The following is a 23647-nucleotide window of genomic DNA, read 5'->3' on the forward strand; positions in this document are numbered from 1 at the left end:
AATTTTTAAGATATAACGTAAGTAGAGAAATTATATTATTTTTGGGGAAAAATTTTCTTTTATGGAAAAGTTTCTGCCATTTACAATTAATGATCTAGCAAAGGTTACTAACCATAGAAGCGGAGAAATTAAGTTTGGAGAAAAAATGCTTACGGTTCCTGTAGGAACAAATCCCATCTCTTTTATAAAAAACACTGATGTCAAGTACATTTTATTAGGAATTCCTGAAGATATTGGTGTACGGGCAAACTTTGGACGTCCCGGTGCTGCTTCGGCATGGAATGAAGCTATAAAAAGCATTGCCAATATTCAGCATAATCGTTTCTGTAAAGGCAACCAAATTCTTGTTTTGGGACAAATTAATGTCTCGGAAGAAATGAAAGAAGTCGAAAACTTAGATTTCAACAACATTGACGACCGCGTGAAACTAAGTCAGTTAGTTCAAAAAATTGACAAAGACGTTTCGCATATTATTTTCAGCATCGTTAAATTAGGCAAAATCCCTATTATCATTGGCGGCGGACATAACAATGCTTACGGAAATATTAAAGGTACAGCTCTTGCCAAAGGAAAACCTATTAATGCTATTAATTTCGACGCTCATTCTGATTTTAGAATCCTCGAAGGAAGACATAGTGGAAATGGTTTTTCGTATGCTTATGAAGAAGGTTTTCTTAAAAAATATTTTGTCTTCGGTTTACACGAAAATTATACTTCTAAAAGTGTATTAGATATTATCAAAAAAATCGAAGATCGTGTTCGCTACAATACTTACGACAGTATCAATATTCGAAAAGAAAAAGACTTTTCACAAGAAATGACTCATGCGCTTGAATTCATTAAATCAGATACTTTTGGGATTGAAATTGATCTTGATGCTATTCCTAATATTGCCAGCAGCGCTATGACTTTGAGCGGTTTTTCGGTAGAAGAATTACGTCAGTTTGTTTCATTCTTTGCTAAACATAAAAACGCTGGTTATTTACACATTTGCGAAGGCGCACCTGATTTAGACATTGACAAAAACAACCATTTGATTGGAAAATTAATTGGCTATCTTGTTACTGATTTTATTAAATCAAATTCGAATAAAAACAGTCTTTAAAAAAGATACTATTCGAGTAATAAACAAGCATCAGGAATAATAACACTATCTTTGCACAGCTTATCACTGTAATTATTACAGGATAATTAATACCCAACTTATGTTATTCGAAGATTTATCACTTTCAAAAAGTATCCAAAAAGCCATCTATGAAGAAGGCTATACAAGTCCTACCCCTATTCAGGAACAAGCCATTCCGCTTATTTTAGCCGGAAATGATTTAATAGGCTGCGCACAAACCGGAACCGGAAAAACAGCTGCTTTTGCTATTCCAATTATTCATCAGTTGCATCGAATTGTAGGTTCATCTAAAAAGCCAAAACAAATTCGTGCTTTAGTAGTTACACCTACCAGAGAATTAGCGGTACAAATAGGGCAAAGTTTTGAAACTTATGCTAAATATACTAATCTTACTCAATTGACTATTTTTGGAGGAGTTTCTCAAAATCCACAAGTCGATACACTTAAAAGCGGAGTAGATATTTTGATTGCTACGCCAGGAAGATTATTAGATTTACACAAACAGGGTTTTGTGAATTTTGATCATTTACACACTTTAGTTCTTGATGAAGCTGATCAGATGCTCGATATGGGATTTGTAAATGATGTCAAGAAAATTGTAAAATTGACTCCTAAAAACAGACAAACTTTATTCTTCTCGGCCACAATGCCAATAGCGATTAGAGAACTTGCCGAAATGTTTTTGACTGATCCTGAAACAGTAACCGTTTCACCTGTTTCATCAACTGCCGAAAATGTAGAACAACGTATTTATTTTGTCGAAAAAGGCGAAAAAAGAAATCTTTTATACAGCTTACTTCAAAATGAAAATTTGAGTAATGTATTGGTTTTTTCGAGAACAAAACACGGTGCCGATAATGTGGTGAAAGCGTTACGCAAAAAAAATATTGCTGCCGAAGCTATTCACGGAGACAAATCGCAAAATGCAAGACAACGTGTTCTGGATGCTTTTAAAAACAAGGAAGTTGGTGTTCTTGTAGCTACTGATATTGCCGCTCGCGGAATTGATATTGACCAGTTACCTTATGTTATCAACTTTGATTTACCTAATATTCCCGAAACTTACGTACATCGAATAGGTAGAACGGGACGTGCAGGAAATGGCGGAATTGCGATTTCTTTTTGCAGTAAAGACGAACATGGTTACTGGAAAGACATTCAGAGACTAATTAAAGTTGATGTAAAAACAATTTCAGATCATCCTTATCCATGGCATGCTGGAAGTCCGGATGCAAAACAGGAAAAACCTAAAAATTCAAACAGAAGTGGAGGTGCTCACAAATCGAGAAAATCCAGCGCTTCTAAACAAAATAAAAAACGCTGGTATTAAAAAATCAGCTTTTTAAAAATTTAATCAATCGTAAAAGAGTTTATACTTTTTTACGATTTTTTATTTTAGATGAGATTCTTTTACAATGACTTCGTTAATAATTTTATATAACTGTTTAGAATCAAAAGGCTTACTAATAATATCATTAAAACCAGCAGAAATAGCTTCTTCGGTAATTTCTTCTTTATCAAATGCTGTCAATGCAATAGTCGGTGTTTTTATTCCTCTTTCACGAATTACTTTTGTGGTTTCAAAGCCGTTCATTACCGGCATATTAATATCCATCAATATAGTATCAAATTTTTCTACCTCTAATAATGCTAAAGCTTCCTGACCTGATAAGGCAACACTACATTTATAGTTAAATTTTTCAATAGTTTTTTGGGTAATCAAAAGATTAATTTTATTATCATCAACTACCAAAACATTAAAAATCTGACTCGAAGATAAATCTACATTGATATTGTTAATTATCGAATTAGTTTTTGCCATATCGCTTTCAAAAGCAATAGTAAAATTGAACGTAGTTCCTTTTCCTAGTTCACTTTTTAAATAAATGGTACTATTAAACAAATGTAAAAGCTGTTTTACAATAGACAACCCAAGTCCTGTACCCTGATAATCAATTTCTTTTCGACTTACCTGAACAAATTTATCGAATATTTTTTCCTGATTTTCTTCGGCAATTCCTGCTCCGTTATCTTCAATAGTAAATTCGATAAAATAAAGTTTCTCTTTTACATCAACTAAGTTCACCCGAATCTTTATTTCACCATTATGAGTAAATTTTAATGCATTACTCACCAAATTTATAATGATTTGAGAAAGGCGAAGTTTGTCTCCAATTAAATATTCCGGAATTGCAGTGTCTACCTTAACATCAATAGTATTATTATGTTTTTGAGCTAAATAAGCCATTGTATTCTTAATGAATTCAATTTCGTCAGCAATATTAAAAGTCATTTTTTCTAAAACGACTCTATTTTCTTCAATCTTATTTATTTGTAAAACATCGTTTACCAATGACAATAAATATTTTGCCGAAAATTTAAGCGACTTTAAATGAGGACTGTCTGATAATTCTTTGTGCTCATCAACCAACATATTTGTTATTCCGATAACTCCATATAATGGCGTTCGTAATTCGTGTGTAATTGTCGATACAAACTGAGATTTAAGTTTCGAAGCTACTTCGGCTTTTTCTCTTGCCAAAACTAATTCATGATTAGTACGAACTAACTCTAAATTTTTTACTTTTTTTAAATTAAAATTTCGATACAAAGAATAAATCAACAATAACAATATCAACAAACTAATAATTAACAAAATAGAAATTGTTTTAGTTTTTTCTAAAACCTGTGATTGAAAATTATTCTTTAATTCTATTTCATCTATTTTTCTTTTATATTCATCAATTTCTAAAGTTATTCCGGCAACATTTGCTTTATTCAACCTTACTTTAGTATCAATTTCATCTAGAGTTTTATGAAATAATGCCTTATTTTCGTAAGCTTCTTTATAATTGCCCGTATGGTATAAAAACTTTGTGTATTCGTCTAAAGCATACGAATAATCTAATTTATTATTTCCATTCTTTGCCAGATTTATTGATTTTATAAAATAAGATTCTGCTTTTTTAAAATCTTTTGTTGCACTATAATACATGCCATTGAGCATGTTTATAATTACCAAATACGATTCATTATCAAATCCTTTATACTTTTTATTGATAAAATCTAAGTAAACTTTCCCTTTCACAAAATCATTGGCATCGAAATAGGCCCAGGTCAAATTTAATTTAGTCATGTAAATTTGCGCAAAATCGCCTTCTCTTTCACTATATTTTAAGGATTTTTGATAGTAAAACAATCCTTTACTGAACTGCTTTTCTTCAAAACAATATACGTTTCCTAAATTATTATAGAGCTTGTATTTTATAGTATCATTATTCGCTTTATTAGCATAAACTAATCCTTTTTCATAATAAAGTATTGCTTTTTTAAACTCATAAAGTTCCTCATAATTTCCAGCAATGACATTATAAGACTTTGCAACTAAAAGGTCATTTCTACTTTCAAAAGCCTGATGTAAAGCAATTCGGGCTTTGGATAAAGACAATTCATATTTATACTCATCCAAGTATTGAGATGCCTGCTTTATTGACGAAAGTATTTCTTTTGAAGAAACTTCAGTTTTTTCAATTCTGGGTTGGCTAAAAAGAGATAAGGTAAAGAAGAAGAGAAAAATTCGAAAAGGAAACATAAGCAGCATAATGTTATCAAAGATAGCACAATCAATCGATTATATATTAATTCTAAATTACAATAAAAAATCTATTTTCTATTAACCAATTCAGCTAATCTTTTATTCCTGTATTGCTGTAAGTTCATTATTTTCTTCCCATTTTCCTATTACTGAAGCCGCTAAGGCATTTCCTAAAACATTAGTCGCGCTTCTAAACATATCACAAAAATGATCTATTGGTAATATTAAAGCAATACCTTCAACAGGGATATCAAACATTCCACATGTTGCTGCTACGACTACTAAACTTGCTCTTGGCACTCCTGCAATTCCTTTACTGGTAAGCATTAAAACTAAAAGCATTGACATTTGGGTTCCTAAATCTAAATCAATTCCATACGCCTGAGCAATAAAAATACTCGCAAAGGTCATATACATCATACTTCCGTCTAAATTAAATGAATAACCTAATGGCAGCATAAAGGAAACTATTCTGTCTTTTACGCCAAAACGCTCTAACTCTTCGGTAAGTTTAGGAAAAACGGCTTCACTGCTTGTCGTTCCAAAAGCGATTATTAATGGTCCAAAAATTCTTTGAAGTAAAATAGTCATTCTGTTTTTAAGAAAAATGTAACCAATTAATACGAGTACTATCCAAATAGAAGAAATTCCGATTAAGAAAGAACCAAAAAACTTAAAATAAGTCATTGCTAATTCCTGAAAATCTCTAACAGCAAATACAGCCGCAATAGCACCAAAAACACCAATAGGAGCAAAATTCATCACATAATTTACCATTTTAAGTACAATATGAGACGTTTTATCTAATACACTGACAACTGGTTTTACATAATCTCCTAAAGATGCCGCTGCTAAACCAAAGAAGATAGAGAAAATAACTATTTGCAAAATTTCATTAGTTGCCATAGCTTCAAAAATACTTTTAGGCACAATGTGTTCTATAAAATTTTCGAAAGATATATTTTTCGTTTTTGCAGTTACTTCGGAAACAGCAGCTATATCAACATTGGATAAATTCAATCCTACTCCGGGCTGAAGTAGGTTTACAAAAAACATTCCCAATAATAATGATAAAAATGAGGCTGTAAAAAACCATGCTAAAGATTTGATTCCAATTCTCCCAACGGCTTTAACATCTCCCAATTTGGCAATTCCCACAACTAATGTTGTAAAAACCAAAGGAGAAATAATCATCTGGACTAAGCGGATAAAAACAGTTGCTAAAATTTTTATTTTAACACTAAAGGATTGCGCCGTTGCTGTATCAATTGAATTATGAATAATAACTCCTAAAACAGCACCAAGAAACATTGCAATTAGAATTTGAAAAGTCAGATTCTTTAAAAGTGATGGCTTTCCATTTATATTTTGTGTCATTTTATCCTGCTTTAAAGTTAAAATCCGGATAAAAAGTACAAAAAAAAGGTGAGTATAATAAAAATTATTAGCTCACCTTTTTATAATTATTGTTTTATTAAAAAACGATATGTTAATTTAGAAAATCTCGTTTATTAGTATGTTTTATTGATTAAATAAAAATCAGCCAAAACAATTGCTGCCATCGCCTCGACAATAGGAACTGCACGAGGAACTACACAAGGATCATGACGACCTTTACCAGTCATTTCGGTAATCTCTCCTTTATTATTCAACGAATCTTGTTTTTGCATAATCGTAGCCACAGGTTTAAAAGCCACACGGAAATAAATATCCATTCCGTTGCTTATTCCGCCTTGAATTCCTCCTGAAAGATTGGTTTTTGTAGTACCATCTGCATTGTATAAATCATTGTGCGTACTACCTTTCATTTTTGAACCTTCAAATCCGCTTCCATATTCGAAACCTTTTACAGCATTGATAGAAAGCATTGCTTTTCCTAATTCGGCATGTAATTTATCAAAAACCGGTTCTCCTAATCCAATAGGTACATTTTGAATTACACAAGTAACCACACCTCCTACAGTATCACCTTCTTTACGAATTTGCTTGATATACTCTTCCATTGTCGCCGCCATTTCTTCATCCGGACAACGCACGGGATTGCTTTCGATTTTAGAAAAATCTAAATCCTGATAATCTTTTTCTAAAGAAAGTGGCCCTACAGCCGAAACATAAGCATGAATCTTAATATCTGACAACATTTGCTTAGCAATTGCTCCCGCTACTACTCTACTTGCTGTTTCACGAGCTGAACTTCTTCCTCCTCCGCGATAATCTCTAAAACCGTATTTTTGATCATATACATAATCAGCATGACTGGGTCTGTAATTATCTTTTATATGCGAATAATCGTCTGATTTTTGATTGGTATTTGGAATGATAAAACCAATAGGAGTTCCAGTTGTTTTTCCTTCAAAAATTCCAGATAAAAATTGTACATCATCCGGTTCTTTTCTTTGTGTAACTATAGCTGATTGTCCTGGTTTTCTTCTTGACATTTCTAGTTGAATAGCATCAAAATCTAATGCAATTCCTGATGGGCAACCATCAATGATTCCTCCTAAAGCTTCACCATGTGATTCTCCAAAAGTCGTTATTCTAAATAGTGTTCCGTAGCTATTTCCTGCCATTATAATTAATTTTGAACAAAAGTACCATTTTAGTTTTAGCTTTAAAAATTAATGATTTAAAGATTTCAATCTTAAGCTAAAAATTGCGTTTTAGTTTACTAATAACAGCTTATTTATTAACCTTAACTTTAAGATAATTTTACACTTACAACGTTAATTTGCAAAACAACAAATTAGTAAATCAATTGAAAAAAAGAAAAGTTGAAGTAGTTGTAATCTCTGATGTTCACCTTGGAACCTATGGAAGTCATGCCAAAGAATTATACAACTATTTATTGTCTATAAAGCCTGAAATCCTGGTCTTAAATGGCGATATTATTGACATCTGGCAATTTAGAAAATCGTATTTCCCTAAATCACATTTAAAAGTTATCCAAAAAATAATAAGCTTTGCTTCTAAAGGAACCAAGGTTTATTACATTACCGGAAACCATGACGAAATGCTTCGAAAATTTACCGAAATGAATATGGGAAATTTAGTTCTTGCCGATAAAGTAGTTTTAGAATTAGACGAAAAAAAAGCATGGATTTTTCATGGTGATGTTTTTGATGCTTCGGTCAATCATGCTAAATGGATTGCAAAACTAGGCGGTTTAGGTTATGATTATTTAATTCTAATTAACCGTTTTATCAACTGGTGCCTGAACAAAATGGGAAAAGAACCTTATTCTTTTTCGAAAAAAATAAAGGCAAGCGTAAAGAAAGCGGTCAAACATATTTCTGATTTTGAAGAAACCGCAACCGAATTAGCTATCGAAAACAAATATGATTATGTAATATGCGGACATATTCATGAACCAAAAATTCTTAAAAAAGCTAATAAATCGGGTTCTACACTTTATCTTAATTCAGGAGACTGGGTAGAAAATCTTACCGCCTTAGAATACAATAGAAAAAAATGGAAATTGTATAAATATCATGAATCTAAATATAGTACATCAAATATTATTGAAAAAGAAGAACTCACTGGAGAACAACTAATTGCATCAATTATTCTTTCTAAATAAATCACAAGCCCTAATAATCCTAATAAAAAAAGTGGAAATTATATAAAAATATATAATTTTGGAGTAAAGATTACGTTTGCTAATAATTGTAAATTTGCAAGTAACAAAACTATTTTTATGAAAAAAATCATTTTATCAGCTTTTATGCTAATGGGATTAGCGTTCAGCTCACAAGCACAAGAAATTTCAAAAAACGCTCTAGGTTTGCGTTTAGGAGACAATGACGGTTTTGGTGGAGAGATCTCTTACCAAAGAGGATTGTCTGACAACAACCGTTTAGAGTTAGACTTAGGATGGAGAAACAGTAAAAATGTTGATGCGTTCAAATTAACTGGTCTTTACCAATGGGTTTGGAACATCGATGGTGGATTCAACTGGTACGCTGGTGTTGGTGGAGGTGTTGGAAACTGGAGTGTTGATGCGCCTGGAGTAGATGAGAGTAAAACATTTGCTTTTGTTGCTGGAGATCTTGGTATTGAGTACGGTTTTGACGAAGTGCCTCTTTTACTTTCTCTAGACATTAGACCAGAATTGTATTTTTCTGATAACTACTATGGAGATAACTTTGGACCAGATATCGCTTTAGGTATTAAATTCAAGTTCTAATCTAAGAAAAAATGACACAAAAAATGCCACTTTTTTAAAGTGGCATTTTTTTATTTTACGATAATTTCTTTTTTCGAATTAACCTTTACAACCGTATAAGGATATGTAATCATTTGCATCAACATGGCATTGGGATCAGGTAGTAATTCTTTTACTTTAACAATAATTTGCTTATCCGTTTCTTCAACATTATCAACCGTTATGGCGTAGCCGCTTGTGGGCTTTTGTCCCATATTGAGAATCACAAAATTTGATTGTTTCACATCAGCTTCTGAAATTTTTCCTTTTAAATTCTCATCATTAAGTAACATTTTAATTTCGTTAGGTTCCGATAGAATTTCGTAGAAATTAATATTTCCTCCTCCGTCATTTTTTTGCAATAAAACTTCGTACAGATTTTTATGGGTTGGGACTTTTTCTGCCGTTTTACAAGAAAACAACATTAAAACTATAGCTATAGAAAGAATACTTTTTTTCATGTGCTTAAAATTAATTAGAATCTGAATGTTGTTTTTTTTGATATTTTTTAATTGCCTTATCATAAATATCAATATACAAAGGCAAAATGTGTTTGATGTCAAATTTTTTAGCGACAGTTAAGGCGTCTTCTTTAAATTTTGCCAAAACGGTATCATCTTTTAAAATCTTCAGCGCATTTTGAGACATTTCATCAATATTTCCTACATCACTTAAATAACCAGAGACGCCATCAAAATTAACCTCAGGCAAACCTCCTGAATTACTGGAAATAACCGGAACTCCCCAGGCCATTGCTTCAAGAGCGGCCAATCCAAAACTTTCTGTCTCTGAAGGCAACAAAAACAAATCTGAATTACTTAAAAGCTTATCAATTTCATTACTATTACCAAAAAAGATTACTTTATCAACTATTCCTAGTTCCTGACATAAAAATTCGGCTTTTTCCTTTTCAGGTCCATCACCTACCATCAATAATTTGGCTGGAATTTCTTTTTGAATTTTATAAAATATCTTAACGATATCCGGAATTCGTTTTACTTTTCGAAAATTAGAAATATGGGTAATAATTCGCTCTTCGGTTTTAGCAATAAGCGAACGTTTACATGGAATATTCAAATCAGGGTTATTTTTATCTAATTCGATAAAATTAGGAATAACATGAATATCACGTTTAATATTAAATAATTTATAAGTATCGTCTTTTAAACTTTGAGATACCGAAGTCACCACATCTGATTTATTGATACTAAAACTTACTGCCGGTTTATAATGCGGATGATTACCTACCAAAGTAATATCTGTTCCGTGAAGGGTTGTAATCATTGGGATTTCGATTCCTTCATTTTTAAGCATTTGCTTCGCCATATAACCTGCATAAGCATGAGGAATGGCATAATGTACATGCAATACATCAATTTTATACAACTTAACCATATCGACCAGCTTACTCGATAAAGCCAATTCATAAGGTTGGTAATGAAACAAAGGATATTCGGGAACGTTTACTTCGTGATAATGAACATTAGGACTTAGCAACGCCAAACGTACCGGCTGACTATAAGTTATAAAGTGAACTTCATGTCCTAAACGAGCTAATTCTAAACCTAATTCGGTAGCGACAACACCACTTCCTCCAAAGGTTGGATAACAAACTATTGCTATTTTCATGTATAAATTTTAGTATTACGAAAGTACTCAAAAAGCAACAAAAAAGAGTTAAATTAAGTTAAAACTCCTATACAGCACTGCAAAAATATAGGTACAAAAAAAGGAGAAAAAAATCTCCTTTTATACTTTTATTAAAAAAATCGGCTATGCCAGCTATCTGCTGCAGGCACTTCCCATGATTCATTATATTCCTGAATGGTATTAATCAGGTTATTAAAAACAATCGTATTTTCGGTCACTGCTTTATCTTTTACCATTTTCTTGAAATCAATTAATGGTTTATGAGCAATGTGTTCTCCTAATTTAAAAGTTACATTCATTTTATCTAATAAATCAACGCCATATTTTTGCTCTAAACTTTGAATAAAAGCTACTGAAGCATCAATTGAACAACCTGTTGCTGATTGTACTTCCTGATTTACTGCAAGAATGATAAAACGATTGTACTTTAACTGGTAAGAAGCTTCCAGACTTGTTCCGTGAGCTGCCCAACCGTTTAAAAATGTTTCTAAATCGGCTTCTATTTCAGAAAATTCGGCATCCGAAAATTTTCTGTTTGACTGGTAAATCCAAATTCTGGATTCTTCTGGTAAATTTTCAAATGGTACGTACATATCAATTTTAGATTTTTGATTGTTGATTTTAAATTGCAGATTTATTTTTAATCTTAGTAACTTAGCATCCTAAGCTTACAAATCCTGCGCATTCGCGATTAATTCAGCGATATCCATCACCTTTACATCGGCTTCTTTTTCTTTACTCTTAATTCCGTCAGTCATCATCGTATTACAAAACGGACAAGCGGTAGCGATAATTTCAGAATGACTTTCCAGAGCATCTTCGGTTCTTTCGACGTTTACTTCTTTGTTCCCTTTTTCGGCATCCTTAAACATTTGCGCTCCACCAGCTCCACAACACAATCCATTTGCTTTAGAGCGTTTCATTTCGACCAATTCAACATCTAATTTTTCAATTAAATCACGTGGTGCTTCGTAAATTTTATTCGCTCTTCCTAAATAACAAGGATCATGGAACGTAATTTTTTTTCCTTTAAATTGCCCGCCTTCAATACTTAATCTTCCGTCGTTCAATAAGGATTTTAAAAATTCTGTATGGTGTACTACATCATATTTTCCGCCAAGTTCAGGATATTCATTTTTTAAAGTATTAAAACAATGCGGACAAGCAGTCACAATTTTTTTAGCTTCATAAGCATTCAGCACTTCGATATTCATCATGGCCTGCATTTGAAACAAAAATTCGTTTCCCGCTCTTTTTGCAGGATCTCCGGTACAACTTTCTTCGGTACCTAAAACTGCAAACGGAACATTGGCACTATTTAATATACGCACAAATGCTTTGGTAATTTTTTTGGCTCTATCGTCAAAACTTCCTGCGCAACCTACCCAAAACAAAACTTCAGGTTGTTTTCCTTGAGCCAGCATTTCTGCCATTGTGGGTACTATCAAATTTTCTGACATTTCTTTTTGTTTAATCGTTGATTTGTTATTTGTTTAAACGGTTAAACATTTTACCGAATAAACAATTCAACTATATTTCGTTTTTCCAGTTCAATCGATCTTGTTGATTGTATGGCCAAGGTGCTCCGTTATTTTCAACATTAGTCATCATGGCATTTAAAGTTGTTGGTGCTGCACTTTGCTCCATTACTAAGAAACGACGCATATCCATAATAATTGATAACGGACTAATGCTTACCGGACATTCCTCTACACAAGCGTTACAAGAAGTACAAGCCCAAAGTTCTTCGGGAGTAATGTAATCATTCAGTAATGTTTTATTATCAGCAACAAAAACACCTTTGTTAGCATCAATATTTCTTCCTACTTCTTCCATCCTATCGCGCGTATCCATCATAATTTTTCGGGGAGATAATTTCTTACCCGTAATATTAGCCGGACATGCCGAAGTACATCTTCCGCACTCGGTACAAGTATAAGCATTAAGTAATTGTACCCAGTTTAAATCTTGTATATCACTAGCTCCAAATTTAGCCGGAACTTCTCCTTCAGCTGCTGCCGGAGCTGTAAATGGATCAGCATTGGGATCCATCATCATTTTCACTTCTTTAGTAACTGCTTCTAAATTATCAAATTCTCCTAATGGTTTTAAATTCGCAAAATAAGTATTTGGAAAAGCTAAAAGAATGTGCAAATGTTTTGAAAAATACAAATAATTCATGAATATCAAAATCCCAACGATATGTAACCACCAAAACAATTCGTAAATCACAGCTACTGCATCGTTATTTATTCCGTTAAATAAAGGCGCTAAAAACTGACTTACCGGAAATGAACCTGCCTGAATGAAATGAGGATATCCTCCTGGTACGTACTGCAAATGAAAATCGGCAGCATTCATGAACAAAAACAGAACCATCAATATGGTTTCAAAATACAAGATAAAATTAGCATCCTTTTTAGGATATCCATTTAAATCCGGATTTATAAAACGCTTTAGTTTGATTACATTTCGTCTAATCCAAAATACAGTTACAGCAATGATAACTAAAATGGCTAAAATTTCGAAAGAAGCGATTAGCACATTGTAGACAGCGCCTAAAAACGGAGCAAAAACTCTGTGCGTACCGAATAATCCATCGATAATTATCTCCAGTAATTCGATATTGATAATCACAAAACCAACATAGACAATGATATGCAAAATCCCGGCAACAGGTCTTTTAACCATTTTTGACTGCCCTAAAGCAATCATTGCCATATTTCTCCATCGTTCTTTTGAATTGTCTTTTCGATCTACATCAATTCCTAAATTAATATTTCTGTAGATTTTTTTGATATTCGAAATAAAGTATCCAAAACCAACAATTAAGATGATTGCAAATAATATATTATCTAAATAACTCATAGTATGTTATTATTTACTATTTGAAACGGTATCAGTAGGTGCTTTGTAAGGCTTATTTTTCTTTCCAAAAAGTGAAACATTAATATATCTTGTAGGATACAATCGAACATCCTGAAGTAATAATTCTAATTCTTTAGAAGTTTTAGACAGATTGTTATAAAAAGCATCATCATTTAATAATTTACCCATACTTCCTTTTCCAGCTTCTAACCCAGCCATGATTTCTTTTACTTTAGCTAAACTAGCATTCAGTGTTTCCACTGTTTTTCCTAAATCAGCTTTGTCTAAAGATTCTGAAATATTCGCAAAATTGCCTGACATTTTATTAAAATTAGTAACAGCTCCGTTGATTTTAGTTTTGTTATCTGCTAATAATGAATTCATCCCAGCCGAAGCCTGATGAAATTGTTCCATTGTTTTACTTAACTCAGCAATACTTTTCTTTAAATCTTCCTGTGTTTTTTTGTCCAGCACATTATTGATTCCAGAAATCAGATTATCAGCATTAACTAATACTTTTTCTATTTTATCCTGAAGAGGAACTAACTTCTTGCTTAAAGATTCTGTCATTCCTAATCGGACATTGCCCTGTAAACGATCTCCTTTTTCTACAACTGTTTTATCTGAAAAATTAGGCTCGATAGCAATTTGCTTTCCGCCAATAAATCCTGGTTCATAAATAGTTGCAAGACTTGATTTAGAAATTGGAAAATCAGTTTTTATCTGTAATTCAACTAATAATTTACCGTCATTAGGATTAATGGTAATATTTTCAATTTTACCAATAACTAAACCATTTAAAGTTACCGGAGCTGATATTGCTAAGCCTTCAACGCTGTCATACTGAACATACAATGTTGTATAACTGCTAAAAAGATCTCTTCCTTTTAAAAAACTATAACCCCAAATAAATAATAATATCGATGCAATTACCAGAATTGCAGTCTTAATTTCTCTTGTTAGTTTCAAAATATAAGTATTTAGTGCAAATTTAATATAAATATTAGAACTTGGCGTTATTTAATTGCATCCTGGATATCGATTTTAACTCCATTTTTGTAAGCCACTAAAAATGCAGATTCAAATCCTTTTGCTTTTGCTTCATCCAAAAGCTTTCTAGAAACCTCATAATCATTGGTTTCTCCATAAAAATATTTATAATTTCTTCCTATTGGTTCCATTGACACATCTCTTAGACCTTTGAAATTTTTAGGAGCCAATTGTAAATTTTTACTAGAAACTGCCAATTGAACTTTAAAAACAACATCTGATTTTGCCTGAACAGGAACTTCTTTTTTAGGAACTACCGGATCTGGAGTTTTTGTTACAACTGAAGCCGGAGTTGTTACTGGCGCTTCTTCTGCCATTCTTTCAGATGGTTTCACTGCCGGTTCTGATTCTTCTCCTCCAAAATATTCATTTTTATAACTAATAATTGCATTAGCAATTGCTCTGGCTATATCATTCTGACCTTCTTCAGAATCTAAAATATTACCTTCCTCATAATTAGATATAAATCCGGTTTCAATTAAAACTCTTGGCATATAAGCCTTATGCAATACCATGAAAGGCGCTTGTTTTACACCGCCAGCTCTGATTTTTTTACCTAAAGCTGCAAAACCGTTTTGTATTTTACTAGCCAAAGAAATACTGTTATCCAAATATTCTTCCTGCATCAACGTAAAACCAATCATAGTTTCCGGAGAATTGGGATCAAAACCTTCGTATTTTGCTTTATAATCTTTTTCTAAAGTAATTACCGAGTTCTCTTTCTTTGCTGCTTCTAAGTTGGAAGCAATTTTACTCATACCCATTACGTAAGTTTCAGTTCCATCGGCTGCTGTGTTTCTATTGGCATTACAGTGAATCGAAACAAAAATATTAGCATTGGCTCTGTTCGCAATATTAGCTCTTTCGACCAAATCAATAAAAACATCGGTTTTTCGGGTGTAGATAACAGCAATTTTACGATTTTGCTCTAGCAACTTCCCTACTTTAAGCACGATGGCTAAGTTGATATTTTTTTCGACATGACCATTATAAGAAGCACCAAAATCATGCGCTCCATGACCTGCATCCAGAGTAACCTTAAAGACATCAGATTGTGCAAAAGCTGAATTACATAGTAAGATTACTAATAATGATAATACGGCAGTAGTTTTTTTAATTGTAATTGTTAATTTCAAAATAATCTTGTTTTAACTCATTAAACTTATATGCGACACAAAAATTACGACTATTCTTTTACTTTAACAATAAAAGCTTTCAAAAATCCTGCATTTCGGGCTTCTAACTGTAAATTTTTAGCTTCCTGAAAATCCGAAGTCGATCCGTACATGTATTTGTAAAGATTATTTAGAAATTCATACGATATATCTTTTAAACCTTTAAAATTACCCGGTACTAATTTTATTTTTTTCGGACTTGCTAAAACCTGTACTTTGTAGATTTGACCAGCAGAATCCCCTTTTTTAGAAGCCGTTGCTTTAGTAGTTTTTTTATTCGAATCCTTCTCATAAGAATCAGAATCTCCTGTCCCGAAATACCTTCGTTTATAATCTATAATTGCATCGGCAATTTGTTTTGCCATTTTAGTTTGTCCTTCATTCGAATTTAGAAACTTCCCTTCTGTTTTATTAGACAAAAAACCCAATTCTATTAAAACACTTGGCATATAAGCAGCGTCCAAAACCCATAAAGGCTGTTGCTTTACTCCTCTTGAACTTCTGTTTAATTTCTTGGTGAAATTATTCTGGATTCCTGATGCTAAACTGATACTATTATTTAGATTTTCTTCCTGAATCATCGTCAAACCTATCAGGGTTTCAGGCTTTTTAGGATCAAATCCCTGGTATTTTCTTTTATAATCTTTCTCTAATAAAATAACCGAATTCTCGCTTTTAGCCACTTCTAAATTCATATCGTGTCTTGACAATCCCATAACAAAAGTCTCCGTTCCATGAGGCGCTGGGTTTTTAACCGAATTACAGTGTATTGACACAAACAGATTTGCCTTAGCATTATTAGCAACTTTAGGACGGTTAGCCAATTCGATAAATACATCCGTAGTTCGGGTGTATTTTACTTCGATATTTCGCTCATTTTTAAGATAATCACCCACCTTTAAAACGGTTTTAAGTGCAATTTCTTTTTCAACGAAACCATGATACGAATTGCCCGGATCTTTCCCACCATGACCCGCATCCAGAATTACTGTAAAAACCTTCTTATTCTGAGAAAAAACGGAACTAAATCCAAACAACATTAAAACTGTTATTAAAAAAAAGTTCTTATAATTGAATTTCATTTTTTAAAAGTTAATTTAATTAAAAGCACTATGCTTAATTTTTTTATTTGACTATTTTTGCCGAAAAATAATCTGTAAGTTTGACACTTCAAAAAACAAGCCATAATTTTACAAAAATAGCATTTATACCGTTGCAGACAAACTTATTTCATATCGTTTTATTTTCATTTCTCCTGACTTTTGGAGCTTCTAACATCTATTCGCAAGATATAGTAAAAAAAACGAAACCGATTCCTGTTACTCAACCAAAAAAAGCTATTCCTGCTGTAAAAGAGATTAAAACTCCTGTTATTGACACCATAAAGAAAGAGAAAGACAGCGTAAAAACAGACAGTATCAAACCTAAAAAAGCCTTTCTTGAAGGAAAAGTAAAATACAAGGCTGATCAATATGCTAAAATTGATCAAAAAAAGAAATTAATCACCTTGTACGATAATGCCGAACTTTATTATCAGGATATTGAATTAAAGTCGGGAAAAATTATCATGGATTACGAAAAAAGTGAGGTTTATGCCGGTCGAATTAAAGATTCAACAGGCAAATACACGCAATACCCAAACTTTAAACAAGGATCGAATGTTATAGAACCCGATTCGATTCGGTTCAATTTTAAAACTAAAAAAGCACTGATTTGGAATTCCAGAACTGATCAGGGGGAATTTAATGTAAAAGCGGCTATTACAAAAAAAGAGAATGATTCGGTTTATTTTCTGAAAGGCGCCCGTTTTACCACATCTACTAATAAAGAAAATCCTGAATATTATTTCCAGACCAGTAAAGTGAAATTTATTCCCGGCAAAAAAGTAATTACCGGACTAACACATCTTGTTATTGCTGATGTTCCCACTCCTATCGCTTTACCGTTTGCTTTTTTTCCAATGAATAAAGAAACCAGCGTTTCCGGATTAATTTTACCTAGTTATAATGATTCTAATACGCGTGGGTTTTCTTTGCAAAATGGAGGATACTATTTTGCTCTGAGTGATCATTATGATTTAACGGTACTCGCCGATTATTACACTAACGGAAGTTATGGTATGCGATTTGAATCTTCTTATGCCACGCGGTATAAATTTAGAGGAAATGTCAATGTCCGTTTTGAAAACCTTATCAATAGTGAAAGAGGTTATCCTGACTATTCTAAACAAAATATTTACAACATTCAATGGTCACATTCCAGAGATTCTAAGGCTAATCCTAGTTCGAGTTTTTCTGCATCGGTCAACTTAGGTAGTAGTAAATATTTCCAGCAATCGATTAACCAGTCTAACATTGGTTCCAGCTTAAACAACACCTTAAGCTCCTCTATTTCGTATTCAAAAACATTCAACACTCTTCCTCAGGCGAGATTATCTTTGTCTGCAACGCATACACAAAATACGCAAACTGAATCAATCAGCATGACATTACCAACTTTGCAATTTAGTGTAGACCGAATATATCCTTTTGTTGGAGAAAATGGTGTTAAAAAAGGTTTCTTTAAAAACATCAACTTACAATACAACTTAAACGGTCGAAATACCATCAACACCACCGATTCTTTGTTTTTTAAACCCCAAATGTTTAAAGACGCTCAAGTAGGTTTCCAACACAGTATTCCGTTAAGTACCAACTTTAAATTATTCAAATATTTTAGTGCTTCCACATCGGTGAACTACGAAGAAATTTGGTACTTGAAAACTATCCGAAGATCATTTGACAACAACCAAAACGCAGTTGTTGATAAAACTGTAAACGGATTTGATGCTTTTCGAACTTATAACTTTTCTGCCAGTTTAGGAACCACTATTTATGGAACATTCAATTTTGGTGACAACAAGAAAATACAAGCAATAAGGCACGTAATGCGTCCGTCGATTTCTTATGCTTATACGCCAAGTTTTGAGAAATATTACGACACTTACTCTTCTGATGGTAGCGGAACCATGGATACGAATAAACAGTACACCCGTTTTGAAGGCGGGATTTTTGGAGTTCCCGGATTAACTAATTCAAATACGATGGGAATAAGCATTAGCAATACTTTTGAAGCTAAAGTGAGGGACAAAGATTCGACTAAAACAGAACCAAAGAAAGTAATGTTATTAAATAACTTAAATTTTTCTACGAGTTATAATCTGGATGCCGATGGCGTTACCGCACTTGCCTGGTCACCGGTTAGGGTAAGTACCGGAGCTCAATTTTTCGAAAATAAACTGAATGCCAACTTTGCCGCAACTTTAGATCCTTATGCTATTGATAACTCAGGACGAAGAATTAACAAATACAATATTGAAAACGGAGGAAGTTTATTTAGAATGACCAGTTCGAATATTACTTTAAATTATTCCTTATCCAGTAAAGACAAAGACGACAAGAAAAAAGACAAGCAAACCACCCGAAACGGAGGTCGTGAAGACGATCTTTTTGGAACAGCGACTGATATTAATGACAACAGACAGAGTTTGTTTGATGGCAGCGAAGAAGAAGGAGAAGACACTATATCAGAGTTTTTTAATTCCAAATTACCCTGGGACATGACCTTTGCTTATTCCTTTACTTATGGAAATAATAACAGGGAAAATAAAATCACCGGAAATTCAATAATGATTTCTGCTAATGCTGATTTGACTCCAAAATGGAAAGTAGGAGTTTCAACAGGATATGATTTTGTTCAAAAAGGTGTTACTTATACTCAAATGCGTTTTGAACGTGATTTATCGAGCTGGAGAATGTCGCTAAACTGGATGCCATTTGGCGCTAATGCCAACTGGAATTTCTTTATCGGAATTAAATCAGGAATCTTAAGTGATATTAAATGGGAAAAACGTAATTTTCCTAATCGTTAATATTTTCGAACAACAAACTTTTTGTTTTATTTCAAAATTACAGCCTCATGAAAAAAATAATTTTTACCGAAAAAGCACCAGCACCTATTGGACCATACAACCAGGCAATTCTTTCAGGAAACACACTTTACACTTCCGGACAGATTGCTATCAATCCTGCTGACGGAAACTTGACTACAGCAACTATCGAAGCCGAAACAACTCAGGTTATGGAAAACCTAAAAGCAGTACTGGAAGCTGCCGGAATGACTTTTGAAAACGTGGTTAAATCAACTATTTTCATTATCAATATGAATGATTTTGGAACCATAAATACTGTTTACGGATCTTATTTTAACGAAAAAACCGCTCCAGCTCGTGAAACGGTTCAAGTGGCTTGTTTGCCAAAAAATGTTAATATTGAGATTTCTATGGTAGCAGTGTTATAGCACTCAATAGCAATTGTGCCGATGCTTCGTTAGTCGCTATTGGCACATTGTGCACATCACATACACGAAGTAACATATTAATATCTACTTCATGAGCATGACTTGCTAGTGGATCTTTAAAAAACAAAACCATTTTTGTTTTTCCTTCGGCCACACGGGCTGCAATTTGAGCATCGCCTCCTAATGGTCCCGAAAGCATTCTCTTTACTTTAAAACCGGCAATTTCTGCTTTTCTTCCAGTAGTTCCTGTAGCAATAAGCTTTATATTTTCTTGTCGTAAAAGCTCCAGATTCTTATTTAAGAACTGAACCATTTCTACTTTTTTACCATCGTGGGCAATAATAGCAATTTCCATAATTCTTATTTATTAGCTACATGATATGAAATTAAACCATCAATTGGTCTTCTTAAAACATTCCCTAATTGCAGGTTGTATTTTTCAAAAATCTCTTGTAATTCTTCTTTTAAATAATAAGCAATTGAACCTATAAAATGAATAGGCACTTCATTGCAATTATCATATTGCTGGATGTAATTTTTTACAAAAGTTTTCATTCCTTTTCGAATAATCTTCTGGCAAAATTCAGTTTCTTTATGTTGAATTAAAAATTTAGCAAAAGTCGCTAAATAAGCATTCGGATTAGGTTCTTTGTATAATTTACTTTTTATAAAATCAGGATCAACATTGTATTCTTTTTCAAATTCAACTGCTAATTCTTTAGGCATTTTATTGAAATAGTATTTTCTAATTAATTCTTTCCCAAAAACATTTCCACTGGAATCATCCATAACAATATACCCCAAAGATTGTACTTTTTGATGCAATTGAGTTCCATCAAAATAACTACAATTAGAACCCGTACCTAAAATACAAACAATAGCTTTTTCATCTTTTGGTGTTGTTGCATAAACAGCTGCATAAGTATCTTCTTCAACAACTACTTTAGCATTCGAAAAATATCCCTGAAAAACAGCTGTTAAACTATTTTTCATTCGGTCAGTACCGCAACCTGCGCCATAAAAAAACAAATGCGTTGCTGTTTTTTTACTTTGCTGAATATCAAATCGATCATCTATACGGGAAATGATTTCATCTCCTTCAAGAATCTCCGGATTTAGTCCAAGAGTTTGGGTAGTAAACAATACTTTTCCATGATCATCTATTGCAATCCAATCGGCTTTAGTAGAACCGCTATCAACAATTAGTTTCATTAATTTTAGTTTTTTTTTAGATTTAGTTTTTAGATTGATTTCTTAAATTAAAATGTGTTTTTCACAATTAATTAAAGATATAATAAAATAGAAAATCCCGTTAAAAATAACGGGATTTCTTTATAATAATTACACTGGAATTATTTTAATCCAGCAATGTGAACTGATAAATCAATTAATTTACTTGAGTATCCGTACTCATTATCGTACCAAGATACTAATTTGAAGAAAGTAGAGTTCAATCCAATTCCTGCAGTAGCATCGATGATAGAAGTTCTTTTGTCAGAGATAAAATCTTGAGAAACTACTGCATCTTCAGTATATCCTAAGATACCTTTAAGGTTAGTTTCAGAAGCATTTTTCAAAACTTTCATGATTTCTTCATAAGAAGTTTCTTTAGCCACTTTTACAGTTAAATCTACTGTAGAAACGTCAGCAGTAGGAACACGGAAAGCCATACCAGTTAATTTCCCGTTTAATTCAGGAATAACTTTTCCAACAGCTTTAGCAGCACCTGTAGAAGAAGGAATGATATTGATTGCAGCAGCACGTCCACCTCTCCAGTCTTTTCTAGAAGGTCCGTCAGCAGTCATTTGAGTAGAAGTTGTAGCGTGAACTGTAGTCATCAAAGCTTCAACGATTCCAAAGTTATCGTGAATAACTTTAGCTAAAGGAGCTAAACAGTTTGTAGTACAAGAAGCATTAGAAACAACTAAATCAGAAGCTTTTGCAGTTTCGTGGTTTACTCCCATTACAAACATTGGAGCATCAGCAGAAGGAGCAGAAATAATTACTTTTTTAGCGCCACCTTTTAAGTGCTCACTAGCAGTATCGATAGTTGTGAAGATACCAGTACACTCAGCAACAACATCAACATCAACTTCGTTCCATTTCAAATCAGCTGGGTTTCTTTCAGCAGTGATACGAATGTTTCTTCCATTTACGTATAATTTTCCTTCTTTAACTTCAACTGTTCCGTTAAATTGACCGTGAACAGAATCATATTTTAATAAGTAAGCTAAGTGATCTACATCTAATAAGTCGTTGATTGCAACTACCTCTACATTGTCTCTGTTGAAAGACTCTCTAAAAACAATTCTTCCGATTCTTCCGAAACCGTTTATTCCTAATTTTACTTTTGACATTTCTTTTATTTATTTATTGTTTATTATTCTGATTAAAAAATTTGTGCAAATTTAATAATTAATTTTGCTACAATTTTTATTAAGTTGTTATAATATCAGAGACTCTTAATAATTCTCTATCGATTTCTGATTTTCCTTTGATAGCTAATGATAACGGAGTAAGATTTACGGTATCATTTTTCAATCCTACCATAAAATTAGAAACTCCGTCTAATAAAGATTCTACTGCTTTAACTCCTAAACGGCTAGCCAGTACTCTATCAAAACAAGAAGGTGATCCACCACGCTGCATGTGTCCTAATACAGATACACGAACATCATATTCAGGCAAATTAGCATCAACATAATCTTTTAATTCGAATACATTTTTACCAATTTTATCGCCTTCAGCAATTACTACAATACTGGATGATTTTCCTGATGCTTTACTTTTTTGAAGTGATTCTAACAAACGATCTAACCCTAAGTCTTCTTCAGGAATTAAAATTTCTTCAGCACCACCTGCTATTCCGGCATTCAAGGCAATGTGTCCAGCATCTCTTCCCATTACCTCAACAAAGAATAAACGGTTATGAGAACTCGCAGTATCTCTAATTTTATCGATACAGTCTACAACAGTATTTAAAGCGGTGTCATATCCTAATGTATGAGTTGTTCCATAAATATCATTATCGATAGTACCAGGAATTCCCATTACCGGAAAACCATATTCTGAGTTAAAAGTCAACGCTCCGGTAAAAGTACCGTCTCCGCCAATAACTACTAAAGCTTCAATTCCTTGTTTTATCAAGTTATCGTATGCTTTTTTTCTTCCTTCGGGACTTCTGAATTCAGAAGAACGAGCCGATTTTAAAATTGTTCCACCTTTATTGATAATGTTATTTACACTTCGAGGTCCCATTTCTTTGAAGTCACCTTCAATCATTCCTTGATATCCTCTGTAAATCCCAACACATTCAATATTATGAAAAGCACAAGTTCGAACAACTGATCGTATTGCGGCATTCATTCCCGGAGAATCTCCACCAGAAGTTAAAACGCCTATTTTTTTGATTGTTTTTAGCATTGTTTTAGTTTTGAAACGTAAAATTAAGAAACATAAATTACTTTAATAGCGTCTGTGTTAATATTTTAACTTACTATTCCAAATTCAAACGTTTTCGTTAACAAGTTTCACAAAAAACAAAAAAAGTCACTTTTTTTTCAATAGAAACCGATTTTTGGATAATTAAACTAAGAATAACTTATTATTAATGTTTTTATAACACTTCTTACAAAATGCTTTTT

Annotated in this window: 21 protein-coding genes; 6 read left to right on the forward strand and 15 right to left on the reverse strand. The window is 32.7% G+C overall.

The genetic code is table 11. The annotated features are described in order from the left end of the window. Positions 1–61: 61 nt before the first annotated feature. Positions 62–1105 (forward strand): formimidoylglutamase, encoded by a 1044-nt coding sequence (locus FEM21_RS10505; RefSeq protein ID WP_035660246.1) that lies wholly within the window; start codon positions 62–64, stop codon positions 1103–1105. A gap of 100 nt (positions 1106–1205) precedes the next feature. After that, positions 1206–2456 carry a DEAD/DEAH box helicase gene (locus tag FEM21_RS10510; RefSeq protein ID WP_035660248.1) on the forward strand — a complete coding sequence of 417 codons (1251 nt, stop codon included), beginning with the start codon at positions 1206–1208 and terminating at the stop codon, positions 2454–2456. Between the two features lie 60 nt (positions 2457–2516). On the opposite strand, the gene FEM21_RS10515 is transcribed toward FEM21_RS10510, so the two are convergent. The 3 genes from FEM21_RS10515 to aroC form a co-directional block, all read right to left on the reverse strand. Further along, a complete protein-coding gene (locus tag FEM21_RS10515; RefSeq protein ID WP_035660250.1) occupies positions 2517–4718 on the reverse strand; it encodes a response regulator in 2202 nt (733 codons plus the stop codon). 102 nt (positions 4719–4820) lie between these two features. Further along, the gene (locus FEM21_RS10520; protein WP_035660252.1) at positions 4821–6098 is read right to left on the reverse strand and encodes a dicarboxylate/amino acid:cation symporter; all 1278 of its coding nucleotides are present in this window, start codon (positions 6096–6098) and stop codon (positions 4821–4823) included. Between the two features lie 134 nt (positions 6099–6232). Next, positions 6233–7291 (reverse strand): chorismate synthase, encoded by a 1059-nt coding sequence (gene aroC, locus FEM21_RS10525; RefSeq protein WP_035660255.1) that lies wholly within the window; start codon positions 7289–7291, stop codon positions 6233–6235. Positions 7292–7476: 185 nt separating this feature from the next. On the opposite strand from aroC, the gene FEM21_RS10530 reads away from it, so the two are divergent. Both FEM21_RS10530 and FEM21_RS10535 read left to right on the forward strand, forming a co-directional pair. After that, positions 7477–8298 carry a UDP-2,3-diacylglucosamine diphosphatase gene (locus FEM21_RS10530; RefSeq protein WP_035660305.1) on the forward strand — a complete coding sequence of 274 codons (822 nt, stop codon included), beginning with the start codon at positions 7477–7479 and terminating at the stop codon, positions 8296–8298. Between the two features lie 117 nt (positions 8299–8415). After that, positions 8416–8904 (forward strand): hypothetical protein, encoded by a 489-nt coding sequence (locus FEM21_RS10535; protein ID WP_035660256.1) that lies wholly within the window; start codon positions 8416–8418, stop codon positions 8902–8904. A 50-nt stretch (positions 8905–8954) separates the two neighbouring features. On the opposite strand, the gene FEM21_RS10540 is transcribed toward FEM21_RS10535, so the two are convergent. The 8 genes from FEM21_RS10540 to FEM21_RS10575 form a co-directional block, all read right to left on the reverse strand. Further along, positions 8955–9383: a protease complex subunit PrcB family protein gene (locus FEM21_RS10540; RefSeq protein ID WP_035660307.1), complete on the reverse strand. Its 429-nt coding sequence runs from the start codon at positions 9381–9383 to the stop codon at positions 8955–8957. Between the two features lie 10 nt (positions 9384–9393). Continuing rightward, positions 9394–10551: an N-acetyl-alpha-D-glucosaminyl L-malate synthase BshA gene (gene bshA, locus FEM21_RS10545; RefSeq protein WP_035660257.1), complete on the reverse strand. Its 1158-nt coding sequence runs from the start codon at positions 10549–10551 to the stop codon at positions 9394–9396. A 131-nt stretch (positions 10552–10682) separates the two neighbouring features. After that, entirely contained in the window at positions 10683–11165 is a 483-nt protein-coding gene (locus FEM21_RS10550; protein WP_035660258.1) for a hypothetical protein, read from the reverse strand. A gap of 75 nt (positions 11166–11240) precedes the next feature. After that, entirely contained in the window at positions 11241–12032 is a 792-nt protein-coding gene (locus FEM21_RS10555) for a (Fe-S)-binding protein (protein ID WP_035660259.1), read from the reverse strand. Between the two features lie 70 nt (positions 12033–12102). Further along, entirely contained in the window at positions 12103–13440 is a 1338-nt protein-coding gene (locus FEM21_RS10560) for a 4Fe-4S dicluster domain-containing protein (RefSeq protein WP_035660260.1), read from the reverse strand. A 9-nt stretch (positions 13441–13449) separates the two neighbouring features. Continuing rightward, positions 13450–14409: an MlaD family protein gene (locus FEM21_RS10565; protein ID WP_035660261.1), complete on the reverse strand. Its 960-nt coding sequence runs from the start codon at positions 14407–14409 to the stop codon at positions 13450–13452. A gap of 47 nt (positions 14410–14456) precedes the next feature. Further along, positions 14457–15572 carry an N-acetylmuramoyl-L-alanine amidase family protein gene (locus FEM21_RS10570; protein ID WP_394332869.1) on the reverse strand — a complete coding sequence of 372 codons (1116 nt, stop codon included), beginning with the start codon at positions 15570–15572 and terminating at the stop codon, positions 14457–14459. 104 nt (positions 15573–15676) lie between these two features. Continuing rightward, positions 15677–16747, reverse strand: coding sequence for an N-acetylmuramoyl-L-alanine amidase family protein (locus tag FEM21_RS10575; RefSeq protein ID WP_035660262.1), 1071 nt, complete (start codon positions 16745–16747; stop codon positions 15677–15679). Between the two features lie 80 nt (positions 16748–16827). Here FEM21_RS10575 and FEM21_RS10580 point away from each other — a divergent pair, with 80 nt between their 5' ends. Beyond that, positions 16828–19575, forward strand: coding sequence for a putative LPS assembly protein LptD (locus FEM21_RS10580; protein WP_035660263.1), 2748 nt, complete (start codon positions 16828–16830; stop codon positions 19573–19575). Positions 19576–19622: 47 nt separating this feature from the next. Then, the gene (locus tag FEM21_RS10585; protein WP_035660264.1) at positions 19623–20003 is read left to right on the forward strand and encodes a Rid family detoxifying hydrolase; all 381 of its coding nucleotides are present in this window, start codon (positions 19623–19625) and stop codon (positions 20001–20003) included. On the opposite strand, the gene FEM21_RS10590 is transcribed toward FEM21_RS10585, so the two are convergent. The 4 genes from FEM21_RS10590 to pfkA form a co-directional block, all read right to left on the reverse strand. Beyond that, positions 19984–20358, reverse strand: coding sequence for a methylglyoxal synthase (locus FEM21_RS10590; protein WP_035660266.1), 375 nt, complete (start codon positions 20356–20358; stop codon positions 19984–19986). The two genes, FEM21_RS10585 and FEM21_RS10590, sit on opposite strands and share 20 nt — an antisense overlap. Before the next feature lie 5 nt (positions 20359–20363). Next, positions 20364–21215, reverse strand: coding sequence for an N-acetylglucosamine kinase (locus FEM21_RS10595; RefSeq protein ID WP_035660267.1), 852 nt, complete (start codon positions 21213–21215; stop codon positions 20364–20366). A 140-nt stretch (positions 21216–21355) separates the two neighbouring features. Next, positions 21356–22360 carry a type I glyceraldehyde-3-phosphate dehydrogenase gene (gap, locus tag FEM21_RS10600; protein ID WP_035660269.1) on the reverse strand — a complete coding sequence of 335 codons (1005 nt, stop codon included), beginning with the start codon at positions 22358–22360 and terminating at the stop codon, positions 21356–21358. A gap of 79 nt (positions 22361–22439) precedes the next feature. After that, positions 22440–23426 carry a 6-phosphofructokinase gene (pfkA, locus tag FEM21_RS10605; RefSeq protein WP_035660271.1) on the reverse strand — a complete coding sequence of 329 codons (987 nt, stop codon included), beginning with the start codon at positions 23424–23426 and terminating at the stop codon, positions 22440–22442. Positions 23427–23647 lie beyond the last annotated feature (221 nt).

The organism is Flavobacterium seoulense (assembly GCF_000695795.1).
GTDB lineage: Bacteria > Bacteroidota > Bacteroidia > Flavobacteriales > Flavobacteriaceae > Flavobacterium > Flavobacterium seoulense.